This window comes from Paracoccus sanguinis, from assembly GCF_900106665.1.
GTDB classification, from domain to species: Bacteria; Pseudomonadota; Alphaproteobacteria; order Rhodobacterales; family Rhodobacteraceae; genus Paracoccus; species Paracoccus panacisoli.
In genome coordinates this window covers 487,947-507,397 of sequence record NZ_FNNA01000001.1, presented here as the reverse complement: position 1 = coordinate 507,397, position 19,451 = coordinate 487,947, and the positions used below count along the sequence as shown (strand labels likewise).

General features: G+C 72.9%; 22 protein-coding genes. 6 read left to right on the top strand and 16 right to left on the bottom strand.

The window, feature by feature from the left end; genetic code table 11:
- Positions 1 to 25: 25 nt before the first annotated feature.
- The 4 genes from BLW17_RS02505 to BLW17_RS02490 form a co-directional block, all read right to left on the bottom strand.
- Positions 26 to 1,255 carry a UbiH/UbiF family hydroxylase gene (locus BLW17_RS02505; RefSeq protein ID WP_052176231.1) on the bottom strand — a complete coding sequence of 410 codons (1,230 nt, stop codon included), beginning with the start codon at positions 1,253 to 1,255 and terminating at the stop codon, positions 26 to 28.
- Between the two features lie 2 nt (positions 1,256 to 1,257).
- Entirely contained in the window at positions 1,258 to 1,506 is a 249-nt protein-coding gene (locus tag BLW17_RS18430; RefSeq protein ID WP_036731711.1) for a hypothetical protein, read from the bottom strand.
- Positions 1,507 to 1,538: 32 nt separating this feature from the next.
- Positions 1,539 to 2,288, bottom strand: coding sequence for a pyrimidine 5'-nucleotidase (locus BLW17_RS02495; RefSeq protein WP_052176234.1), 750 nt, complete (start codon positions 2,286 to 2,288; stop codon positions 1,539 to 1,541).
- Between the two features lie 83 nt (positions 2,289 to 2,371).
- Positions 2,372 to 2,791: a hypothetical protein gene (locus BLW17_RS02490; protein ID WP_211656922.1), complete on the bottom strand. Its 420-nt coding sequence runs from the start codon at positions 2,789 to 2,791 to the stop codon at positions 2,372 to 2,374.
- Between the two features lie 91 nt (positions 2,792 to 2,882).
- On the opposite strand from BLW17_RS02490, the gene BLW17_RS02485 reads away from it, so the two are divergent.
- From BLW17_RS02485 to BLW17_RS02470, 4 genes are all read left to right on the top strand, one after another.
- Positions 2,883 to 3,530, top strand: a complete 648-nt coding sequence (locus tag BLW17_RS02485) for a GntR family transcriptional regulator (protein ID WP_036700121.1) — start codon at positions 2,883 to 2,885, stop codon at positions 3,528 to 3,530.
- Entirely contained in the window at positions 3,527 to 4,150 is a 624-nt protein-coding gene (locus tag BLW17_RS02480; RefSeq protein ID WP_036706465.1) for a DNA-3-methyladenine glycosylase family protein, read from the top strand. Before BLW17_RS02485 ends, BLW17_RS02480 begins: the two co-directional genes overlap by 4 nt.
- A complete protein-coding gene (locus tag BLW17_RS02475) occupies positions 4,147 to 4,812 on the top strand; it encodes an alpha/beta hydrolase (RefSeq protein WP_036731716.1) in 666 nt (221 codons plus the stop codon). Before BLW17_RS02480 ends, BLW17_RS02475 begins: the two co-directional genes overlap by 4 nt.
- A 258-nt stretch (positions 4,813 to 5,070) precedes the next feature.
- Positions 5,071 to 5,655 carry an HNH endonuclease gene (locus tag BLW17_RS02470; protein WP_036731746.1) on the top strand — a complete coding sequence of 195 codons (585 nt, stop codon included), beginning with the start codon at positions 5,071 to 5,073 and terminating at the stop codon, positions 5,653 to 5,655.
- A gap of 15 nt (positions 5,656 to 5,670) precedes the next feature.
- Here the strand turns inward: BLW17_RS02470 and BLW17_RS02465 are convergent, their stop codons facing one another.
- Positions 5,671 to 5,868 (bottom strand): hypothetical protein, encoded by a 198-nt coding sequence (locus BLW17_RS02465; protein ID WP_036700115.1) that lies wholly within the window; start codon positions 5,866 to 5,868, stop codon positions 5,671 to 5,673.
- A gap of 164 nt (positions 5,869 to 6,032) precedes the next feature.
- On the opposite strand from BLW17_RS02465, the gene BLW17_RS02460 reads away from it, so the two are divergent.
- Entirely contained in the window at positions 6,033 to 7,112 is a 1,080-nt protein-coding gene (locus BLW17_RS02460; protein WP_036731718.1) for a PA0069 family radical SAM protein, read from the top strand.
- A gap of 163 nt (positions 7,113 to 7,275) precedes the next feature.
- Here the strand turns inward: BLW17_RS02460 and ureG are convergent, their stop codons facing one another.
- The 9 genes from ureG to trpS form a co-directional block, all read right to left on the bottom strand.
- On the bottom strand, positions 7,276 to 7,920 hold the full coding sequence (ureG, locus tag BLW17_RS02455; RefSeq protein ID WP_036731720.1) for an urease accessory protein UreG: 645 nt from the start codon (positions 7,918 to 7,920) through the stop codon (positions 7,276 to 7,278).
- Positions 7,917 to 8,624: an urease accessory protein UreF gene (locus tag BLW17_RS02450; RefSeq protein WP_081969074.1), complete on the bottom strand. Its 708-nt coding sequence runs from the start codon at positions 8,622 to 8,624 to the stop codon at positions 7,917 to 7,919. The genes ureG and BLW17_RS02450 overlap by 4 nt, the downstream gene beginning before the upstream one ends.
- Positions 8,596 to 9,060 (bottom strand): urease accessory protein UreE, encoded by a 465-nt coding sequence (locus BLW17_RS02445; protein ID WP_231565608.1) that lies wholly within the window; start codon positions 9,058 to 9,060, stop codon positions 8,596 to 8,598. The genes BLW17_RS02450 and BLW17_RS02445 overlap by 29 nt, the downstream gene beginning before the upstream one ends.
- A 17-nt stretch (positions 9,061 to 9,077) precedes the next feature.
- Positions 9,078 to 10,781 (bottom strand): urease subunit alpha, encoded by a 1,704-nt coding sequence (gene ureC / locus BLW17_RS02440; protein WP_036731722.1) that lies wholly within the window; start codon positions 10,779 to 10,781, stop codon positions 9,078 to 9,080.
- Entirely contained in the window at positions 10,782 to 11,087 is a 306-nt protein-coding gene (locus BLW17_RS02435) for an urease subunit beta (RefSeq protein ID WP_036700105.1), read from the bottom strand.
- 1 nt (position 11,088) lies between these two features.
- Entirely contained in the window at positions 11,089 to 11,652 is a 564-nt protein-coding gene (locus BLW17_RS02430; protein WP_074826035.1) for a HupE/UreJ family protein, read from the bottom strand.
- Between the two features lie 9 nt (positions 11,653 to 11,661).
- Positions 11,662 to 11,964 carry an urease subunit gamma gene (locus tag BLW17_RS02425; RefSeq protein ID WP_036700100.1) on the bottom strand — a complete coding sequence of 101 codons (303 nt, stop codon included), beginning with the start codon at positions 11,962 to 11,964 and terminating at the stop codon, positions 11,662 to 11,664.
- On the bottom strand, positions 11,961 to 12,818 hold the full coding sequence (locus BLW17_RS02420; protein ID WP_052176563.1) for an urease accessory protein UreD: 858 nt from the start codon (positions 12,816 to 12,818) through the stop codon (positions 11,961 to 11,963). Before BLW17_RS02420 ends, BLW17_RS02425 begins: the two co-directional genes overlap by 4 nt.
- 218 nt (positions 12,819 to 13,036) lie before the next feature.
- Positions 13,037 to 14,056, bottom strand: coding sequence for a tryptophan--tRNA ligase (trpS, locus tag BLW17_RS02415; RefSeq protein WP_036706453.1), 1,020 nt, complete (start codon positions 14,054 to 14,056; stop codon positions 13,037 to 13,039).
- Positions 14,057 to 14,165: 109 nt separating this feature from the next.
- On the opposite strand from trpS, the gene BLW17_RS02410 reads away from it, so the two are divergent.
- Positions 14,166 to 14,876, top strand: coding sequence for a rhomboid family intramembrane serine protease (locus BLW17_RS02410; protein WP_036735648.1), 711 nt, complete (start codon positions 14,166 to 14,168; stop codon positions 14,874 to 14,876).
- A gap of 75 nt (positions 14,877 to 14,951) precedes the next feature.
- Here BLW17_RS02410 and murJ read toward each other — a convergent pair whose 3' ends face one another.
- Together murJ and BLW17_RS02400 are read right to left on the bottom strand one after the other, a co-directional pair.
- Entirely contained in the window at positions 14,952 to 16,484 is a 1,533-nt protein-coding gene (murJ, locus tag BLW17_RS02405; RefSeq protein WP_036735645.1) for a murein biosynthesis integral membrane protein MurJ, read from the bottom strand.
- Between the two features lie 164 nt (positions 16,485 to 16,648).
- A complete protein-coding gene (locus BLW17_RS02400) occupies positions 16,649 to 19,450 on the bottom strand; it encodes a [protein-PII] uridylyltransferase (protein WP_036700088.1) in 2,802 nt (933 codons plus the stop codon).
- Position 19,451: the final 1 nt, after the last annotated feature.

The following is a 19,451-nucleotide window of genomic DNA, read 5'->3' as shown; positions in this document are numbered from 1 at the left end:
CCCGGCGGGGACCTCCGTCGCCGGTTCAGCGCAGCCCCAGCCCCGCCCGCATCATCGTCCGCCGCACCGGGGCGAGCGCGTAAAGCCCCCCCAGCGCCGCCGCCCGCAGGTCGCGCAGCGGGCGCAGCCGCATCATGCTGGCCCGGTTCAGCGCGTCGATGCCGATCAGCCGCGCCAGCGCCTCGGGGCGCCGCGCGCGGGCATAGGCGTCCAGCGCCGCGGCATCGCCGGGATCCGGCCCCATCAGGTCCAGAAGCGCCGTCAGGTCGGCGAGGCTCATGTTCAGCCCCTGCGCCCCGATCGGCGGGACGACATGGGCGGCCTCGGCGATCAGCGCGGTGCGGGGGCCGGTGTAGGCATCCGCGATCTGGCTGATGATCGGCCACTCGGTCAGCCCGGTGGCGAGCGTGAGCCGCCCCAGTACCCCCGCCGAGCGGTCGTTCAGCGCCGCCTCGAAGGCCGCGCGCGGCAGGGCGCGCAGCCGCGCGACCTCGGGGCCACGTTCCATCCAGACCACCGCCGACGAGGGGCGCCCCTCGCGGTCGGGCAGCGGGACCAGCGTGAAGGGGCCGCCCGAGCGGTGGATCTCGGTCGAGATATTGTCGTGCGGGCGCTCATGGGTGACGGCAAAGGCCAGCGCCTTCTGCCCGTAGCGCAGGGTGCGCACGCCGATTCCCAGCGCCTGCCGCACGGCCGAGTTGCGCCCGTCGGCGGCGACCACCAGCCGCGCCCGGACGCGGGCGCCGTCCGACAGATCGACCAGCGCCGCATCCTCGCGCACCGCCAGCCCCGCGGTCCCGGTGCCGGGGCGGAAGCTGACGCCCGGCAGCTCGGCCAGCCGCGCGGTCATCTCGCGCCTGAGCAGCCAGTTGGGCAGGTTGTAGCCGAACGGCTCGCCCGAGATCTCGGACGCGTCGAACTCGCGCGTCAGACGGGCGACGGGTTCGGCCCCGCCGGCATCGACGATCCGCATGACCTGCAGGGGGGCAGCGTGCGGGGCCAGACGGTCCCACAGCCCGATGCGCCTGAGCAGCGCGACCGAGGGTTGCAGGAAGGCGGTGGTGCGCAGATCTGCACCGGCGGCGGATTCCTCGGTCACCGGCGGGGCGGGGTCGACGCAGACGACCGACAGACCCTGCGCGCCGAAGGCCGCGGCCGCGGCCAGTCCCGCGACGCCGCCGCCCGAGACGAGCACGTCGACCGTGTCGGTGCTGCCGGCCGTCCCCGCGGGGGCGGTGGCCCCCGGCGCGGCCACGGTCAGTACCCTGTGGCGTAGGCGATCAGCACCACGAAGACGAGCACGGTGGCGACCAGCCCGACCATGGTCAGCGCCGGCAGGCCGAACAGCACCACCAGCACCGCCACCAGCACCGCAGCCAGCACCACGCCGATCAGCAGCCGGCCGGCGATCTGGCGCTCGCGCTTGGTTTGCATCGCCTCGTCGCCGCTGACGGCATGGGTCATCGCTTCGGCGGTGGTGGCCGAGGAGGTGTTGGGGTGCGCCATGATAAGCCTCGTGGTCGGGTCGTGTGATCGGATCAGCGCGACATTGCCACGCCGGGCAGGGCTGCGGCAAGCGCCGCGACGAAGTCGCCGAGGGCCGCTGTCCGCCACAGCACATGGTCGCCGTGCCGGTGGTCGGCAGCCAGCGGGTCCGGTCCGTGCCGGCCGGGGCCGACCAGAACCGTACGCATTCCCAGCGAAAACGGCACTTCGAGGTTCCTCGGGTCATCCTCGAACATGGCCGCGTGGGCCGGGTCGATGCCGTGCGCCTCGAGCACCGCGGCAAATGCGCGCGGGTCGGGCTTGGGGTGATAGCCGACCTCGCCGATGCCGTAGATCGCGTCGAAGACGCCGAGCCCGCGATGGGCGAGGACGCGGCCCGCATAGGCGGCGTCGGCGTTGGTGTGGACGATCTTCTGCCCCGGCAGCGCCCGGATCGCCGCGGCAAGGTCGGGGTCGGGGGTCAGCGCGGCCATGTCGATGGCGTGCACCTCGTCGAGGTAGGCCACCGGGTCGATGCCGTGCTCGGCCATCAGCCCGGCCAGCGTCGTGCCGTGCTCGCGCCAGTAATGGGCCCTGAGCCGGTCGGCCTCGGCCGGCGCGACGCCCAGCAGGCGCTCGACATACGCCGTCATCCTCCGCTCGATCTGGTCGAAGAGCCGCGCCTCGGGCGGGTAGAGCGTGTTGTCGAGATCGAAGATCCAGACATCGACGTGGGCGAAATCCGCAGCCAGCGCGGCGCTTGTGGCGGCCGCGCCGCCGTTCGCTCGGTGTTCGGCTGTCATCGCTCACCCCCTCCGCGCCGCGTCCTCGACGGCCGGCTAACGCAGCCCCGCCGCGCCGGCAAGGCACGGGACGCGGGCGGCGGTCAGGACGACCGGCGCTCGGGCAGGATGAGGCCGGGCGCCGCGGGCACGCTCATGACGTCCGCATCCATGAACACCTGCGTGCCGTGGTGGCGGATGACATCGAGGGGCTGGCCGGGCGAGAGCGCGGCCGGAAACCACGCCGGCGCGTCGATCCGAAGCGCCTCGGTGGGACCGCCGCCGACCAGCGCGGCCACCGCGTCGGCCGAGCCATAGTCAAGCACCGCCCGGAGCAGTTGATCCGACGGACCGGGGGGGAAGGCATCCGGGTTGGCCGGTCCCAGCCTTTCCGTGGCCCACAGCACCGCGTGCGGCTGCCCCGCGATCGTCACCTGCCGGCGCAGGTCCGGTTCGGATGTGCTCGCCATCTGCTGCGCCCCGCTCGCCGCCGGGGTGGCCGGGCCTGATGTGACAGCCGTCATCGCGTGGCAGGTTGCCGCGCGACGGCACCACCGGGCCGGCCATCGTCTGCCGCCTTGCATTTCGGCCGCGCCGCGCCGAACCTGCCCGCCCATGAAGGACGCCTATTCCCTGATCCTGTCGGCGATCGACAACGGCACTTATCGCCCCGGCGACCGGCTGGTCGAATCCGAGCTGGCCGAGCGCTTCGGCGTCAGCCGCACGCCGGTGCGCGAGGCGCTGCAGCGGCTCGAAACCCAGTCGATGCTGACCCGCGACGGGCGCAGCCTGATCGTGGCGACGCTCGACCACAACCAGCTCGCCGAACTCTACACCGTGCGCACCGAGCTCGAGGCGCTCGCCGCCCGCCTCGCCGCCCGCCACGCGACGCGGGAGGAGGCGCGGGTGCTGGGCCAGATGGTGATCGAGGACCGCCGGATCATCGACGATCCGCAGGCACTGAGCCGCGCCAACCGGCGCTTCCACCACCAGATCCACCTCGCGTCGCACAACCGCTATCTCGTCCAGCAGCTCGACATCGTGCACCGCACCATGGCGCTGATGGCGCGCACCTCGCTGGCCGCCGAGGGCCGGGGCGAGAAATCGCTGGCCGAGCACCAGACCATCGTCGATGCCATCGCCGCCGGCGATGCCGAGGCTGCCGAGGCGGCGCTGCGCACCCATATCTCGACCGCCTTCGAGACCCGCCTCAAGGAATCCGCCCGCGCCTGGGCCAACACCATCGAGCAGGACCGGCGGTGAGGCAGATCGCCGCCGACGCCGACCTGGCCGAGGGGGCGGCGCATCTGGCGGCAGTCTGCCCGGTCTGGGCGCGGGTACTGCCCGACCTCGGGCCGCTGCCCTTGCGGCGCCGCGCGGACGGGTTTGGCGCGCTGCTCGATGCGGTCGTCTCGCAGCAGCTGTCGGTGGCCTCGGCGCGGGCGATCTCGGGGCGGCTTGCGGCGGCGGGGCTGGACGCACCGGCGCCGATCCTCGCGGCGGGGGATGACGTGCTGCGGGCCTGCGGGCTCTCGGCGCAGAAGATCCGCTACCTGCGCGGGATCGCCGCTGCGGGGATCGACTATGCGGCGCTGGCCCGCGCCCCCGACGAGGCGGTGATCGAGACGCTGGTGGCGCTGCCCGGCATCGGGCGCTGGACGGCCGAGATCTACCTGATGTTCGCGCTCGGCCGGGCCGACGCCTTCGCCCCCGACGACCTCGCCCTGCAAGAGGCCGCGCGGCTGCTCTATGGCCTGCCCGAGCGCCCGCGGGGCCGGGCGTTGGCGGCGCTGGCCGAGCCGTGGCGGCCGTGGCGGTCGGTTGCGGCGCGGGGGCTCTGGGCCTATTACCGGCTCGCCAAGGGACGCGAGGGGACGACATGACGCGCACGCTGCAATCGGGACGCCGGGGCCCGGAGAAACCCTCGTCGGTCGTGGTGTTCCTGCACGGCTATGGCGCCGACGGGGCCGACCTGCTGGGGCTGGCCGAGCCGCTGGGGCGCTACCTGCCGCGCACCGCCTTCTACGCCCCCGACGCGCCCGAGCGCTGCGTCAACAATCCGATGGGCTACCAGTGGTTTCCGATCCCCTGGCTCGACGGGTCGAGCGAGGCCGACGCGAAGGCCTCGATGGCGAAGTCGGTGGCTGACATCGACGCCTTCCTCGACACGGTGCTGGCGGCCGAGGGGCTGACGCCGGCCCGGCTGGTGGTGGTCGGGTTCTCGCAGGGGACGATGATGGCCCTGCACGTCCTGCCGCGGCGCGAGACGCCGGTGGCGGGGATCGTCGGGTTCTCGGGCCGGCTGCTTGCGCCCGAGATGCTGGGCGAGGTCAGGGTCCGCCCGCCGGTCATGCTGATCCACGGCGACCAGGACCCGATGGTGCCCTATGCCGACCTCGGGCTGGCCGAGCGGGCGCTGAAGGGCGCGGGGTTCGAGGTCGCCACCCACACCATGCCGGGCACCGGGCACGGCATCTCGCCCGATGGCTTAGGCGCGGCGCTCGGGTTCATCACCCGCGTGCTGGGCGAGGCCCCGCCGCGCTGACCCCGCGCGCGCCGTCCGCGGCGCGGTTCGCCTGAGGCGAGGGTATCTGCGCCGGAAAGACGCGGCAGGGGCGGCAGTTACCTGTCACGGCCCTGTCGCGACACCGTCATGCGCCTGTCGCGTGGGCGGGGCATTGCTGCGTCAACACGGCCATATGCAGAGGCTTGCCAGCCGTCTGACGCAGGATATAGTCGGCGTCAGAAGTCCAAGGGGCAGGCGGTCGGAAAGGGGCGCGCGCGGATGCTGGACGATCGACGGTTGGATACGGATTTCCGCACCCAGTTCGTGCGCGACCCGGCCGCACTCAGGCGCAATCCGGCGCTGGTGCTCAACGCCGATCACCGTCCGCTCAGCTACTACCCGCTGTCGCTCTGGCCCTGGCAAGAGACGATCAAGGCGGTGTTCCTCGACCGCGTGGCGATCCTCGCCGAGTACGACGAGGTCGTGCGAAGCCAGCGCGAGGCGATACGCATCCCCTCGGTCGTGGTGCTCAAGGACTATGTGAAACCCAGGAAGCGCGTGGCCTTCACGCGCTTCAATCTTTTTCTGCGGGACGAGTTCTGCTGCCAGTACTGCGGCTCGCGCGGCGACCTGACCTTCGACCACGTCGTGCCGCGCTCGAAGGGCGGGCTCACGAGTTGGGAGAACGTGGTCGCCGCCTGCTCGCCCTGCAACCTGAAGAAGGCGAACAAGAGCCTGCGGTCCTCGGGCCTCAAGCTGCGGCGGGCGCCGCGCCGGCCCTCGTCGGAAGAGATGCTCGCCGCCGGCCGGCGCTTCCCGCCGAACCACCTGCATGTCAGCTGGATGGATTACCTGTACTGGGACGCCGAGCTAGAGTGCTGAGGCGCCCCTAACGCCTCAGGCCTGCGGCGAATGCGGCGGGCCGCCGTCGAAGCCATGCCCGAGCCGCACCGCCAGATGCGCGACCAGCGCCGCGAGCGCCGCGCCAAGCGCCAGCACCGTGAGCGGCACCCCCACCATGAGCGCGGCAACGACCGACAGCGCGGCGGCCACGGTGACGGCCGCGACGAGGGCGAGGAAGTGGGGCAGGGGCATTCGGACCTCCGATTCCTTGTGAATATGGGGAAGCGGGCGGGGATTGAAAAGGCGCCCGCGGGGTTTCCCGCCGATTGGAGGCAGGCGCGGCGGGCTTGCGCGCTCAGGCGGGGCGAGGGACCGGCGGGATTGCCGATGTTCGCGCAATGTTCTAATCTCGAGGAATGCTGCCGCCCCGCAACCCCGACGAGACGCTGAAGGCCCGCGGCGCCGCCCACCGCCCGGCGGCGCGGTTCGAGCCCTATCAGTCCGTGCCCGAGGACGACGGCTGGGACACCCCGCCCGACGAGCGGCTGCTCAGGACCGAGATCACGACCGAGCGGCCGCGCCGGATCATCACCCGCAACCAGTCGCCCGACGTGCCCTTCGACCGCTCGGTGAACCCCTATCGGGGCTGCGAGCACGGCTGCATCTACTGCTTCGCGCGCCCGACCCACGCCTATCTCGGCCTCTCGCCGGGGCTGGATTTCGAGACAAGGATCACCGCCAAGCCCGAGGCGCCGGCCCGCCTGGCCGAGGAGATCGCCCGGCCCGGCTATGCGGTCGCCCCGCTCGCCTTCGGCACCAACACCGACCCCTATCAGCCGGTCGAGGCGCGGCTGGGGATCATGCGCGGCTGCCTCGAGGTGCTGGCGGCCTGGAACCATCCGGTCAGCATCGTGACCCGCGGCCGGACGATCCTGCGCGACCTCGACCTGATCGGGGCGATGGCGGAACGGGGGCAGGTGTTCGTCGGCGTCTCGCTGACGACGCTCGATGCGACGCTCGCCCGGCAAATGGAGCCGCGGGCCCCGGCGCCTGCCACGCGGCTCGGGATGATCCGGGCGCTGGCCGGGGCGGGGGTGCGGGTGCGGGTGATGTGCGCGCCGATGATCCCGGGCCTGACCGACCACGAGATCGAGGCGCTGCTGGCCGCGGCGCGCGAGGCGGGGGCGGCGACGGCGAGCATGATCCCGATCCGCCTGCCGCTCGAGGTGGCGCCGCTGTTCCGCGACTGGCTGGACCGGCACCACCCCGGCAAGGCGGCCCATGTGATGTCCCGGATCCAGGCGGTGCGCGGCGGGCGCGACAACGACCCGCGGTTCGGCAGCCGGATGCGGGGCGAGGGGGTCGAGGCCGAGCTTTTGCACCAGCGCTTCCGCCTTGCCCGCAAACGGCTGGGGTATGACACCGACAGCCCGCCGCTTGACGCCGCGCGCTTCGGCCCGCCGCCGCGGGCGGGAGATCAGCTGGCGCTGTTCTGAGCCGGGCATGACCGCCTCCGGGCGAGCGTCGGGCCGTGGCGGTTGCCCGCGACCCGAGGCGCCCAAGGCGCGCTGTTCCGCACCTTCCGGCCCGTTATCGCCGCCAGCCCCCAGAGGTGCCCACCCGCGCGCCGATCTGCGTGCCCCGAGGGTCGCGCCGGGGTCAGCGCGGGGCGAGGCCCCCCGCCTCGACGATGAAGCGCACCACCTGATCGACGCCCGTGCCGTGCCGCAGCGCCGCCATCACCACCGGACGGGTGCCGCGCGCGGCGCGGGCGTCGGTTTCCAGCCGCCCCGCATCCACCCCCACATGGGGCGCGAGGTCGGTCTTGTTGACCACCAGCAGGTCCGAGCGCGCCAGCCCCGGCCCCTTCTTGCGCGGGATGTCCTGCCCGGCCGCCGTGTCGATCACATAGATCGTCAGGTCCGCCAGCTCCGGCGAGAAGGTCGCGGCGAGGTTGTCGCCGCCCGACTCGATCAGCACCAGCTCGAGGTCCGGGAAGGCCGCCGAGAGGTCCGCGACGGCGGCGAGGTTGATCGAGGCGTCCTCGCGGATCGCGGTGTGCGGGCAACCGCCCGTCTCGACCCCGCGGATGCGCTCGGACGGCAGCACCTGCGCGCGCATCAGCGCCTCGGCGTCCTCGCGGGTGTAGATGTCGTTGGTGATCACCGCCATCGACAGGCGCGGGGCGAGGGCGCGGGCGAGCTCGATGGTGAGCGTCGTCTTGCCCGCGCCGACCGGGCCGCCAATGCCGACTCGCAGGGGACCGTGGGCGGGCGGATGATGGGCATCGGAGAACTCGGTCATGAGCGGAAGATCCTCGTGGGCATGGTTTCGTGGCGCATCTGGGCGATCTCGGCGCCAAGCGCGCAGGTGCCGAGCGCGGCCTCGTCGGCGGCCGCCGCGCGGGCCGCGGTGGCGCGGATCGCGGGGCCGAGCGCGGCGAGCAGGCGCTGCCCCTCGGTCTGCCCGAGCGGCAGGAAGCGCACCGCCGCCAGCGTCAGGTTGAGCGCTTGACCGTGCAGGTAGAGCGCCAGCACCTCGGGCGCGGGCAGGCCCAGCGGCGCCAGCGCCCGCCCCACGGCGACGGGTAGGGCGGCGGGGCTGGGGGCGCCCAGCCCCAGCGCGGCGGCGGTGCGGGCAAAGGCCGCGCCCTGTTCCAGCGTTTCGGTCAGCCGCTCGGGCGAGAGGCAGAGCGCGCGGGCCAGCGCGTCGAGCCGCGCGGGGTCCGCGCCCGGCCGCAGCGCCAGCGCCAGCAGCACGGCGTCGGACCAGAGCGCCCCATGCGCGAGCACCGCCCCGATCCAGTCCCCGAGCGTTGCGGCGTCGGTGACGATCCCCGCGTCCATCGCCCATTCGAGCCCCTGCGCATAGGCGAAGCCCCCGGTGGGGAAGGCGGGCGAGAGCAGCTGCACCGCGACCAGCCGGGCCGCGGCGTCGTCGTTGGCCAAGGCGTCGGCGAAGGCGTCGGCCGCGGCACCCTCAGTGGCTGTGGCCAAAGGTCCGGCCATGCCCGTAGGCGCCCCCCTCGGGGCGGAAGGGGGCGAGGGTACGCGTCACCCGCGCCCCAAGCTGCGCCAGCATCTGCTCCAGCACCGGGTCGGCGCGGATCACCAGGTGGTCCGCGTGGATCTCGCACGGGCAATGGCGGTTGCCGATGTGCCAGGCGAGCCGCGTGAGGTCGCCCTCGACCCGCAGCACCGGCTCGCGCGCCGGGACCACCTCGACGGCCGAGCCGTCCTCGAGCACGAAGGCCGCGCCCGCGTCGAGGCTGACGGTGCGCGGCAGATCGACCATGAACGCCGCCCCGCCCTCGGTCATCAGGCGGCGGCGGCGCAGGCAGCGGGCCTCGTAGTCCATGACGACCCGCCCGACGACGCGCCGGCCGGCGGTCTCGGCGGTGGTGGCGCAGGCGGTGCCGAGCGTGTCTCCATCGGCCATGAGCATGGGTCTCTCCTTCTCGGTCAGAACAGGAAATAGCGTTGCGCGAGCGGCAGTTCGGCCGCCGGCTCGCAGGTCAGCAGGACGCCGTCTGCGCGGACCTCGTAGGTCTCGGGGTCCACCTCGATCACTGGCGTCGCGTCGTTCAGGCGCATGTCGCGCTTGCCGATGCCGCGGGTGCCCTCGACCGCGACCGCGGCCTTGCCCAGCCCGTCGCAGGCGCCGGCCTCGAGCCCGGCGCGGCTGACAAAGCTGACCGCGGCGGCGTGGCGGGCCCGGCCGAGCGCCCCGAACATCGGCCGCATCGCCATCGGCTGCGGGGTCGGGATCGAGGCGTTGGCATCCCCCATCTGCGCCGCGGCGATCTGGCCGCCGACCAGCACCATCTCGGGCTTGGCGCCGAAGAAGGCGGGGTGCCAGATCACCAGGTCGGCGCGCTTGCCCGGCTCGACGCTGCCGGCGTGGGCGCTGATCCCGTGCGCGACCGCCGGGTTGATGGTGTATTTCGCCACGTAGCGGCGGGCGCGCAGGTTGTCGTTCTCGCCCGTCTCGCCGTCGAGCCGGCCGCGCTGAACGCGCATCTTGTGCGCCGTCTGCCAGGTCCGGGTCACCACCTCGCCCACCCGGCCCATCGCCTGGCTGTCCGACGAGATGATCGAGAAGGCACCGAGGTCGTGCAAAATGTCCTCGGCGGCGATCGTCTCGCGCCGGATGCGGCTTTCGGCGAAGGCCACGTCCTCGGGGATGCGGCGGTCGAGGTGGTGGCAGACCATCAGCATGTCGAGGTGTTCCTCGATGGTGTTGACGGTGTAGGGCCGGGTCGGGTTGGTCGAGGACGGGATGACGTTCTGCGCGCCGACCACGCGGATGATGTCGGGGGCATGGCCGCCGCCCGCGCCCTCGGTGTGATAGGCGTGGATGGTGCGCCCGGCGATGGCGGCGAGGGTGTTTTCGACGAAGCCGCTTTCGTTCAGCGTGTCGGTGTGGATCATCACCTGCACGTCGTGACGCTCGGCCACCGTCAGGCAGCAGTCGATGGCGGCGGGGGTGGTGCCCCAGTCCTCGTGCAGCTTGAGCGCGCAGACCCCGGCCCGGACCATCTCGACCAGCGCCGCGGGGCGGCTGGCGTTGCCCTTGCCGGCGAGGCCGATGTTGACGGGCAGGCTGTCGGCGGCCTCGAGCATCCGGCGGATGTGCCACGGCCCCGGCGTGCAGGTGGTGGCGAGCGTGCCGTGCGCGGGGCCCGTGCCGCCGCCGATCAGCGTGGTGACGCCCGAGGCCAGCGCCTCGTCCACCTGCTGGGGGCAGATGAAATGGATGTGGCAGTCGATGCCGCCGGCGGTGACGATGCGGCCCTCGGCGGCGATGACCTCGGTGCCGGGGCCGATGACGATGGTGACGCCCGGCTGGGTGTCGGGGTTGCCGGCCTTGCCGATGGCGGCGATGCGGCCGTCGCGCAGGCCGATGTCGGCCTTGGTGACGCCGGTCCAGTCGAGGATCAGCGCGTTGGTGATGACCGTGTCGACCGCGCCCTCGGCGCGCGTCGCCTGCGACTGGCCCATGCCGTCGCGGATGACCTTGCCGCCGCCGAACTTCACCTCTTCGCCGTAGAGGGTCAGGTCGCGCTCGACCTCGATCACCAGCGCGGTGTCGCCCAGCCGCACCCGGTCGCCGGTGGTCGGGCCGAACATCGCGGCATAGTCGCGGCGGGCGATCTCGACCGACATCTAGAGCGCCCCCATGATCTGGCCGTTGAAGCCCCAGACCTGCCGCGCGCCGCCGAACGGCACGAGCTGCACCTCGCGGCGCTGCCCCGGCTCGAACCGGATGGCGGTGCCGGCGGGGATGTCGAGGCGCATCCCCCGCGCTGCGGCGCGGTCGAAGTCGAGGCCGGGGTTCGTCTCGGCGAAGTGGTAGTGGCTGCCGACCTGCACCGGGCGGTCGCCGGTGTTGGCGACCATCAGCGTCAGCGCCGGGCGGTCGGCGTTCAGCGTCAGCGTGCCGGGCGCGGGGAGGATCTCGCCGGGGATCATGTCAGGCCACCGCCAGCGCGACGCCGGCGAGCGCGGTCGCCCCGCCCACGATCCGGGTCGAGAGCCGCGGCAGCAGCCGCGCGGCGAGGATGCCCGCGAGGTGCAGCGCCGCCGTCGCCGCCGCGAACCCGGCGGCATAGGCGGCGAGGCCGGTCGCCGGCCCCTCGGCCCCGTGCGCCCAGCCGTGGGCGGCGCCGAAGACCGCGCTCATGGCGATGAGCGCGGCGCGCGGCAGCCGCACCGCAAGCGCGACCAGCGCGGCCAGCACGATGACCGAGGCGAGGATCAGCGGCTCGACCGCCGGAAACGGCAGCCCCGCCGCCCCCGCCGCCCCGCCCGCCAGCATCGCCGCGACGAACCCGGCAGGCAGCGCCCAGACCGCCCGCCCGCCGGTCTGCGCCGCCAGCGCACCCAGCGCGACCATGGCGAGCACGTGGTCGGCCCCGCCAATCGGATGCGCGACCCCCCCGGCCAGCCCGCCGAGCGGGTGGCCGGGATGGGCGAGCGCGGCGCCGGGCAGGGTCAGCGCAGCGAGCGAGAGGGCGGCGAGAGGGGGCAGGCGCATCGGCGGCTCCTAGCGGATCGGGTGGTGGACGGTGACGAGCTTGGTGCCGTCGGGGAATGTGGCCTCGACCTGCACGGTCTCGATCATCGCGGGGATGCCCTCCATGCAGTCCTCGGCGCGGACGACCTGGGCGCCGGCCTCCATCAGCTCGGCGACGCTGCGGCCGTCGCGGGCGCCCTCGACGACGAAATCGGCGATCAGCGCGATGGCCTCGGGGTGGTTCAGCCGGACGCCGCGGGCAAGGCGGTTGCGCGCCACCATCGCCGCCATGGCGACGAGCAGCTTGTCCTTTTCGCGGGGGGTCAGGTTCATGCGGCCCTCTCGGGGGTGAATTGCCAGCAGCGGGGCAGGGGTTCGGGGCGCAGCAGCGCGACGATCCGGGCGAGCTGGTGGCGCAGCGGCCAGGCGTCGGGGGCGTGGGCGCGCAGGATCAGCCGCCCGTCCCAGCCGGTCGCGGCGGCGGTGACGCCGGGTTCGGTCAGCGCCGCGCGGACGGGGGCGAGCGCGTCCTCGGCCCCCGGCGCGGCGAGGATCAGCGTGGCGAAGGCCCGTGCGCCGGCCAGCAGCGCCGGCTGGCCGCCCCGCGCCAGCGCGGCGCTGTCGAGCCGCAGCGGGTCGATGAGCAGCGGCGCGCCGCCGCGGCGGATCTCGCGCCGGTCGGTCAGCGAGAGGGTGGCGACCGTCTCGCCCATCGCCGCCCGGCCGAGGACGATGGTCTCGATCCCGAGGAAACGCGCGTCGCGGGCGAGGTCGACGCGCGTGTGCCGGTCGAGCGCCGCGCCGTCGAACAGGATCGTCTCTTGCGGCAGCCAGTCGAGGCGGGCGCCGGGACCGGCGCTGAGCGTCACCTCGACCGCGGCGCGGCCGCCCTCGGCGCGATAGGCGCGCTCGGCGGTCTGGGTGGTGGCGGTGGCGCGGCCGTCGGCGAGGTCGAGCGCAAAGGCGAGGCGGTCCCCCGCCGTCAGCCCGCCCGAGGTGTTGAGGAACACGACCTGCGGCGTCTCGGTCGCGGGCGGCAGGTGCAGCATCGCCTTGGCCGACCCGGACTGCGCGAGCGCCGCAATGCGCCCGCCCTCCAGCGCCACGCGCGCGCGCCCGTGGCTGCGCTGGTGGCGCACGGGGCGGGGGGCGGTCGGCAGAGGGGTCAGGACCTGGGCATCGAGCATGGCCCGAGGCTGCGCGGCGGGGGCCGCCGTCGGAAGGGGCCGGGGCGGGCGCCGTTACGTCCCCGGTCGCCCGGCGCGCAGTTTGCCCGAGGATTGGGCAGCGTGGCGGCGGGTTGTGCCGCGGCGGGATGGACCCGAAGGGCCGGGCCCTGATCCGTGCGCGGAGCGCGGGCGTGACGCCGCGCCCGTAACCCGGTCAGGCTCGCCGTGCGCCTGCCTCAGCGGCGGGCGGGGATCATCCCCATGATCTCGCGCGCCTCGGCCACGATCGGCGCCGCGATGGCGTCAGCCCGGGCCGCGCCGTCCTGCAGGATGCGGTCGATGGCGTCGGGGTCGGCCACCAGCTCGCTCATCCGCGCGGTGATGGGCGAGAGCGCCGCCACCGCCACATCGGCGAGCGCCGGCTTGAAGGCGCCGAAGCCCTGCCCCTCGAACCGCGCCAGCACCGCGTCCTGCGCCTCGCCCGACAGTGCGGCGTAGATGTTGACGAGGTTGCGGGCCTCGGGGCGGTCCTTCAACCCCTCCATGCTGCCGGGCAGGGGGTCGGCGTCGGTGCGGGCCTTGCGGATCTTCTGGGCGATGGTGTCGGCGTCGTCGGTCAGGTTGATGCGGCTGGCGTCCGAGGGGTCGGACTTGGACATCTTCTTGGTGCCATCACGCAGGGACATCACGCGGGTCGCGGCGCCCTCGATCACCGGCTCGGGCAGGGGGAAGAAGTCGGTGTCGTAGTCGTGGTTGAACTTGGCGGCGATGTCGCGGGTCAGTTCGACGTGCTGCTTCTGGTCCTCGCCCACCGGGACGTGGGTCGCCTGATAGGCGAGGATGTCGGCCGCCATCAGCGCCGGATAGGCGAAGAGGCCCAGCGACTGCGCCTCGGCGTTCTTGCCGGCCTTGTCCTTCCACTGGGTCATGCGGTTCATCCAGCCCATCCGCGCCACGCAGCTCAGCATCCAGCCGAGCTCGGCATGGGCCGGGACGTGGCTCTGCGCAAAGAGGATCGACTGCGCGGGATCGACGCCCGCGGCGATGAAGCCCGCCGCCAGCTCGCGCGTCTGGCGGCGCAGCGCCTCGGGGTCCTGCCACACGGTGATGGCGTGCAGGTCGACGAGGCAGAACACCGTCTCGACCTTGCCCTGGCCTTCGGCGAAGCGCTTGAGCGCGCCGAGGTAGTTGCCGAGCGTCAGCCCCCCGGACGGCTGGATGCCGGAAAAGATGCGGGGAGAGTGAACGCGCGCCATCGGCCTGCCTGCTGGAAAAAGGATCGGCGCCGGATTACCCCTTGGTCCGAACGGGCGCAACTCCCTGCCCCCGGACGGGCGCTTGCTGCGCCACGCGAGAGGACGACAGATGCGAGCCGGATACGACGAAAGCCCCGTGAACCCCGTGCCCGCGGTCATCTGGCTGCTGGCGCTGCCGATCCTCGCGTCCGAACTCTACTTCGGCCTCGGGCGGCTGGGGTTCCTGTCGGGCGGCAGCGGCGCGGGGCAGGCGGCGCGGCAGATCATGGTCGAGCGGACGGCCTTCGCGCCCGAGTTCCTGATCCGCGCCTGGGACCGCCACAGCGTCGCCGGCGGCCAGCTGTGGCGGATGCTGACCTATCCCTTCGTGCATTACTCGATGACCCACGCGCTCTTCGTGCTCGTGTTCCTGCTGGCGCTCGGCAACATGGTGGCGCGGGCGATGCGGCCCTGGGCGGTGGCGGTGGTCTTTGCCGGCGCCGCGGTCGGCGGGGCGGCGGTCTATGCCGCGATCGCGGCGGCGCTGCCGCAGATGCGGTTCGATCCGCTGGTGGGCGGGTATCCGGCGGTCTACGGGCTGCTGGGCGCGTTCACCTTTCTGCTCTGGGCGCGGTTGGGCGAGGAGCACGCCAACCAGTTCCGCGCCTTCACGCTGATCGGCTTCCTGCTCGCGTTCCAGCTGATCTTCGGGGTGCTGTTCGGCGGCGCGGGGAAGAACTGGATCGCCGAGGTGGCGGGGTTCGTGATCGGGTTCCTGATGTCCTTCGTGCTGGTCCCGGGCGGCCTGGCGCGGCTGCGGGGGCGCATCCGGCACCGCTGAGCGGCCCCACCGGACCGGGGGTTTTCCACCCCCGGACCCCCGGAGGATATTTGCGCAGGGAAGAAAGACGCGCGGTCAGCGCTTGCGGCGCACCGCAGCCTTGAGGTCGGCGGGGCGGATCGCGCCGGTGGCGAAGCTCAGCGCGAAATAGAGCGCGGCGCCGCCGAAGACGAGGATGGCGAGGCCCAGCGGGTCGCCCTCGCCGTCGGCGGCGAGCCAGCGGCGCAGGACCCAGAGCCCCGCCGCCATCAGCAGCGACGAGATCAGGATGCGCGGCAGGCTGCGGATGAGCCGCGCATCGGCCCGGGCGGCCGTGCCCATCCCGCGCGTTCCCCACCAGAGCTGGGCGACCATGAACCACGCGGCCATCGTCGTTCCGAGCGCCGCGGCGAGGAACCCGACCGTGCCCATCAGCCCGAACGCCACCGCCGCGTTGACCACCATCGACACCAGCGCGAAGCGAAAGGGCGTGCGGGTATCCTCGCGCGCGAAATAGAGCGGCTGCAGGATCTTCTGCATGACGAAGGCGGGCAGTCCGAGGGCGTAGACGATCAGCGCGCGGGCCGTCTGCTGGGTGTCGTTGGCGTCGAAGGCGCCGCGCTCGAACAGCGTCGCCACCATCGGCACGGCGATCACCGCGATGGCGCAGGCGGCGGGCAGAGTGAGGAACATCCCGAACTCGGTCGCCCGCGAATAGGCCGACTGTCCGCCCGCCTCGTCGCCCGCCCTGAGCCGGCGCGCCAGCTCGGGCAGCAGCACCACCGCGACCGCGGCCCCCACCACCCCGAGCGGCAGCTGGTAGAGCCGGTCCGAGTAGCTGAGCCAGCCGATCGCGCCCTCGAAGAACGAGCCGACCTGGCGGCCGACGAGCAGGTTCACCTGCACCACGCCGCCGGCAAAGATCGCGGGCAGGGCGATGGTCAAGAGCCGCTTCATGTCCGGCGTCAGCCGCGGCCGGCGCGGGGTGAAGCGCCAGCCGGTGCGGCTCGCGTCCCACCAGACCAGCGCGAGCTGCGCCACCCCGGTCAGCGGCGTCGCCCAGGCGAGCGTCAGCCCGAGATCCCAGCCGAGCGCGCGCCCGAGCAGCATCCCGACGATGAAGAGCAGGTTCAAGAGCACCGGCGCCGCCGCCGCCGCGGTGAAGCGGCCGTTGGCGTTCAGCACCCCCGACACCATCGAGGCGAGCGAGATCAGCAGGATATAGGGGAAAGTGATCCGCCCGTATTCGACCGCGAGGTCGAAGCGCGCGTCGCCCGCGAACCCCGCCGCCATCAGCCACACGAGCCCCGGCATGGCGATCATCGCCACCGCCGAGAATACCGCGACCACGAAGGCCAGCCCCGAGAACGCGTCCTGGGCAAAGCGCTGGGGGTCGTCGCCCCCCTCGAGCTTCTTGGAGAACAGCGGCACGAAGGCGGTGTTGAAGGCGCCCTCGGCGAAGAAGCGCCGGAACATGTTGGGCAGCGACAGCGCGACGAGGAACGCCTCGGCCACCGGCCCTGTCCCGAGCCAGGCGGCCATCAGGATGTCGCGCACGAAGCCCGAGAGGCGCGACAGGAACGTCCACAATCCGACCGAGACAAAGCCCCGCACCAAGCCGCCGCGCATTCTCGTCCCTTCCGGTCCTGCCCTTCGCGCGCCGCCCTAGCCCCGCGGACCCGCCCGCCGCAAGGGGCCGCGCGACGCCACCAGCCCTTGCGCCGCGCGCTCCGCTTCTTTCTGGCGCAAACACCCATCGGCCGCCGTCGCCCGGGACCAGCGGCAACCCCTGCCTACCCCGCCGCCCGTTCGGCCCCCTCGCGGATCGCCTGCCGCAGCTTGCGCTCCAGCGCGTCGCGGCGGGACTGCTGGTGCATCTTCAGCCCGAACATGTCCTTGACGTAGAAGCTGTCGACCACCTGCGCCCCATAGGTGGCGATCACGGCGCTCACGATCTGGATGTGGTTGGCGGCCAGCGTCCGGGTCAGGTCATAAAGCAGCCCCGGCCGGTCGCGGGTATCGACCTGGATGATCGTGTGGATCTCGGACCCTTCGTTGTCGAAGGTGACGTGGGTCGGAAAGCGGAACGCGCGCTCGCGCCGCTTGACCTTGTCGCGGTCGGCGAAGGCCTCGCGCGGGACGACCTCGCCCGCCAGCGTGCGCTCGATCATCCGGCGCAGCTGCGGCAGCCGTTCCGAGGAATAGGGCCGCCCCTCTGCGTCCTGCACCCAGAAGACCGCGGTCGCATAGCCGTCGCGGGTCGTATAGGTGCGCGCGTCCACCACGTTCGCGCCCACCAGCGCCAGCGCCCCGGCGAGGCGCGAGAAGAGGCCTGGGTGGTCGGCCATGACGAACGCCGCCCGGGTCGCGTCGCGGCGCAGGTCGGGGTCGAGGTCCATGCGGATCTCTTCGGCCGAGATGCCCTTGAGCAGCCGCGCGAACACCTGCTGGCTGTCGGTCGGCAGGCCCTGCCAGTAGCTGTCGTAATGCCGCCCCGTCTCGGCCCGGATGTCGGCCGGCGCCCAGCCCTGCGCGGTCAGCAGATGCCTGAGCGAGCGGCGCGCCTCGTCCACCCGCTGCTCGCGGTTCACGTCCTCGAGGCCGTTTTCCAGCGCGTCCGCCGTCAGCCGGTGCAGCTTGCGCAGCAGCTCGGCCTTCCAGTTGTTCCACGTCCCTGGCCCCACGCCGCGGATGTCGCAGACCGTCAGCACCAGCAGCAGGTCGAGCCGGCGGCGCGAGCGCACCGCCTTGGCAAAGTCGCGCAGCGTGCGCGGGTCGGCGATGTCGCGCTTCTGCGCCACGTCGGACATGAGCAGGTGGTTGCGGACCAGCCATTCGACCAGCTCGGTCCGCTCGGCCGAGAGCCCCAGCCGCTGGCAGATGCGGCGGGCGAGCTGGGCGCCGATGATCGAGTGATCCTCGGGGCGGCCCTTGCCAATGTCGTGCAACAGCGTGGCGAGATAGATTACCGTCCGGTCGATCGGGCCTCCCATGATCCGGCTGACGATCGGCAGGTCCTCGACCACCTCGCCGCGCTCGATCCGGGCCAGCTCGGCCACGCACTGGATCAGGTGCTCGTCCACGGTGAAGTGGTGATAGACGTTGAACTGCATCATGGCGACGATGCGCTCGAACTCGGGGATATAGGCGCCGAGCACGCCCAGCTCGTTCATCCGCCGGAGCGCGCGTTCGGGGTTGCCGTGGCGCAGCAGCAGGTCAAGGAAGATGCGCGCCGCCTCGGGGTCGGTGCGCACGCTGTCGTCGAAGCGGCGCAGGTTGCGCGCCACCCGGCGCATGGCGTCGGGGTGCAGCAGGATCTCGGTGCGCAGCGCCTCCTCGAACAGGCGCAGGATGTTCAGCGGGTCGTCGAAGAAATGCTCGGGGTCGGCGACGGTCAGGCGGCCGGTCTCGACCTGAAAGCCCGGCCGGACGCGGCGGCGGCGGAACCGCTCGAGCAGGGGCGCGCGGTAGAGGTGGCGTTGCTCGAGCGCGGTCAGGAACACGCGGGTCAGCTCACCCACTCGTGTGGCGTGGCGGAAATACTCCTGCATGAAGATTTCCACGCCCCGCCGGCCGCCCGCATCGCGGTAGCCCATGCGCTCGGCCACCTCGAGCTGCATGTCAAAGCTGAGCTTGTCGGCCGCCCGACCGGCGGCGAGATGCAGCTGGCAGCGCACCGCCCAGAGGAAGTCCTCGGCCGCCCAGAAGGTCGTGTGCTCCTCGCGGGTGAAGAGGCCCAGATCGACCAGCTCGATCGCCCGGTCGACCTGGTGGATGTACTTGCCGATCCAGTAGAGGGTCTGGAGGTCGCGCAAGCCCCCCTTGCCCTCCTTGACGTTCGGCTCGAGCACGTAGCGCTGCCCGCCCTGGCGCTGGTGGCGGGCGCTGCGCTCGGCGAGCTTGGCCTCGATGAACTCGGGGACGGTGCGGCTGAAGAGCTCGGGCCACAGCCGGTCGCGCAGCTCCTGCGCGATCACGGCGTCGCCGCAGATCAGCCGGTGCTCGAGCAGGCTGGTGCGGATGGTCATGTCGCCCTCGGCCAGCCGCAGGCATTCGTCGACCGAGCGGGTGGCCTGGCCGACCTTCAGCTTGAGGTCCCAGAGCATGTAGAGCATCGACTCGACGACGCTCTCGATCCAGCCGGCGGGTTTCCACGGGTGGACGAACAGCAGGTCCACGTCCGAATGGGGCGCCATCTCGCCGCGGCCGTAGCCGCCGACGGCCATGACGGCGAGGCGCTCGGCCTCGGTCGGCGCGAGGTTGGGGTGCAGGTGCACGGTGGCGACGTGGTGGATCGCCTGCACCGTGGCGTCGGTCAGCGCGGCGATGGCGCGGACCGTCTCGCGCCCCTTGCGGGGGTGCGTGGCGAGGCCGGCGACGATGTCGGCCATCGCCTCGGCCCGGGCGGTGGTCAGCAGGGCGACGGTGCGGGCGCGGATGTCGCGGGCGTCGGTCGCGCCGACGAGCGCCGCATCGATGGCCACCTGGGCGGTGGCCGGGTCGAAGAGCGGGTGCGCCCCGGGCAGGGCCGGGGCGCTCTGGATGGCGGTCACCGCGTCGCGGCCGGGCGCGGCGCCCGGATCGGGGTGGGCCAAG

What these genes read in the sequence shown, in the direction of transcription:
- BLW17_RS18430 (WP_036731711.1), bottom strand. Translation starts at nt 1,506, where the DNA reads ATGGCGCACCCCAACACCTCCTCGGCCACCACCGCCGAAGCGATGACC.
- BLW17_RS02495 (WP_052176234.1), bottom strand. Translation starts at nt 2,288, where the DNA reads ATGACAGCCGAACACCGAGCGAACGGCGGCGCGGCCGCCACAAGCGCC.
- BLW17_RS02490 (WP_211656922.1), bottom strand. Translation starts at nt 2,791, where the DNA reads ATGACGGCTGTCACATCAGGCCCGGCCACCCCGGCGGCGAGCGGGGCG.
- BLW17_RS02485 (WP_036700121.1), top strand. Translation starts at nt 2,883, where the DNA reads ATGAAGGACGCCTATTCCCTGATCCTGTCGGCGATCGACAACGGCACT.
- BLW17_RS02475 (WP_036731716.1), top strand. Translation starts at nt 4,147, where the DNA reads ATGACGCGCACGCTGCAATCGGGACGCCGGGGCCCGGAGAAACCCTCG.
- BLW17_RS02465 (WP_036700115.1), bottom strand. Translation starts at nt 5,868, where the DNA reads ATGCCCCTGCCCCACTTCCTCGCCCTCGTCGCGGCCGTCACCGTGGCC.
- BLW17_RS02460 (WP_036731718.1), top strand. Translation starts at nt 6,033, where the DNA reads ATGCTGCCGCCCCGCAACCCCGACGAGACGCTGAAGGCCCGCGGCGCC.
- ureG (WP_036731720.1), bottom strand. Translation starts at nt 7,920, where the DNA reads ATGACCGAGTTCTCCGATGCCCATCATCCGCCCGCCCACGGTCCCCTG.
- BLW17_RS02450 (WP_081969074.1), bottom strand. Translation starts at nt 8,624, where the DNA reads ATGGCCGGACCTTTGGCCACAGCCACTGAGGGTGCCGCGGCCGACGCC.
- BLW17_RS02445 (WP_231565608.1), bottom strand. Translation starts at nt 9,060, where the DNA reads ATGCTCATGGCCGATGGAGACACGCTCGGCACCGCCTGCGCCACCACC.
- ureC (WP_036731722.1), bottom strand. Translation starts at nt 10,781, where the DNA reads ATGTCGGTCGAGATCGCCCGCCGCGACTATGCCGCGATGTTCGGCCCG.
- BLW17_RS02435 (WP_036700105.1), bottom strand. Translation starts at nt 11,087, where the DNA reads ATGATCCCCGGCGAGATCCTCCCCGCGCCCGGCACGCTGACGCTGAAC.
- BLW17_RS02430 (WP_074826035.1), bottom strand. Translation starts at nt 11,652, where the DNA reads ATGCGCCTGCCCCCTCTCGCCGCCCTCTCGCTCGCTGCGCTGACCCTG.
- BLW17_RS02425 (WP_036700100.1), bottom strand. Translation starts at nt 11,964, where the DNA reads ATGAACCTGACCCCCCGCGAAAAGGACAAGCTGCTCGTCGCCATGGCG.
- BLW17_RS02420 (WP_052176563.1), bottom strand. Translation starts at nt 12,818, where the DNA reads ATGCTCGATGCCCAGGTCCTGACCCCTCTGCCGACCGCCCCCCGCCCC.
- trpS (WP_036706453.1), bottom strand. Translation starts at nt 14,056, where the DNA reads ATGGCGCGCGTTCACTCTCCCCGCATCTTTTCCGGCATCCAGCCGTCC.
- BLW17_RS02410 (WP_036735648.1), top strand. Translation starts at nt 14,166, where the DNA reads ATGCGAGCCGGATACGACGAAAGCCCCGTGAACCCCGTGCCCGCGGTC.
- murJ (WP_036735645.1), bottom strand. Translation starts at nt 16,484, where the DNA reads ATGCGCGGCGGCTTGGTGCGGGGCTTTGTCTCGGTCGGATTGTGGACG.